The sequence below is a fragment of the Paraburkholderia sp. NMBU_R16 genome (genome assembly GCF_013282575.1).
Taxonomy (GTDB): Bacteria; Pseudomonadota; Gammaproteobacteria; order Burkholderiales; family Burkholderiaceae; genus Trinickia.
In genome coordinates this window covers 1-302 of sequence record NZ_JAAAYE010000359.1, presented here as the reverse complement: position 1 = coordinate 302, position 302 = coordinate 1, and the positions used below count along the sequence as shown (strand labels likewise).

The following is a 302-nucleotide window of genomic DNA, read 5'->3' as shown; positions in this document are numbered from 1 at the left end:
AAGTTAAGCCTGCGATGAGCATCACGATCGAGATGCTCGACTCCTTCCCTGGCTCCTATATGCCGGAAACCGACTGGCTCCTATATGCCGGAAACGAAGTGGCTCCTTTATGCCGAAAACGTCCCGGCTCCTTTATGCCGGAAGCCCAGTGGCTCCTTTATGGCGGAAGATGACAATCGTCGTTTCCACCAGCGCCCGCCGGCCGTAACCGGTTGCCTTTTGCCAGGCCAGTCGCCCCTGTGCGGCGATCGCCTCCAGATGGCGATCGCGCTGCGTTGGCGGGCCGGTTTCGCAACTGCGTA

At 59.9% G+C, this 302-nt stretch carries 1 pseudogene; it reads right to left on the bottom strand.

From position 1 onward, the window contains the following. Window positions 1-180: 180 nt before the first annotated feature. Window positions 181-302 (bottom strand): annotated as a pseudogene (locus GWC77_RS29970) (IS5/IS1182 family transposase); the annotation flags it as partial.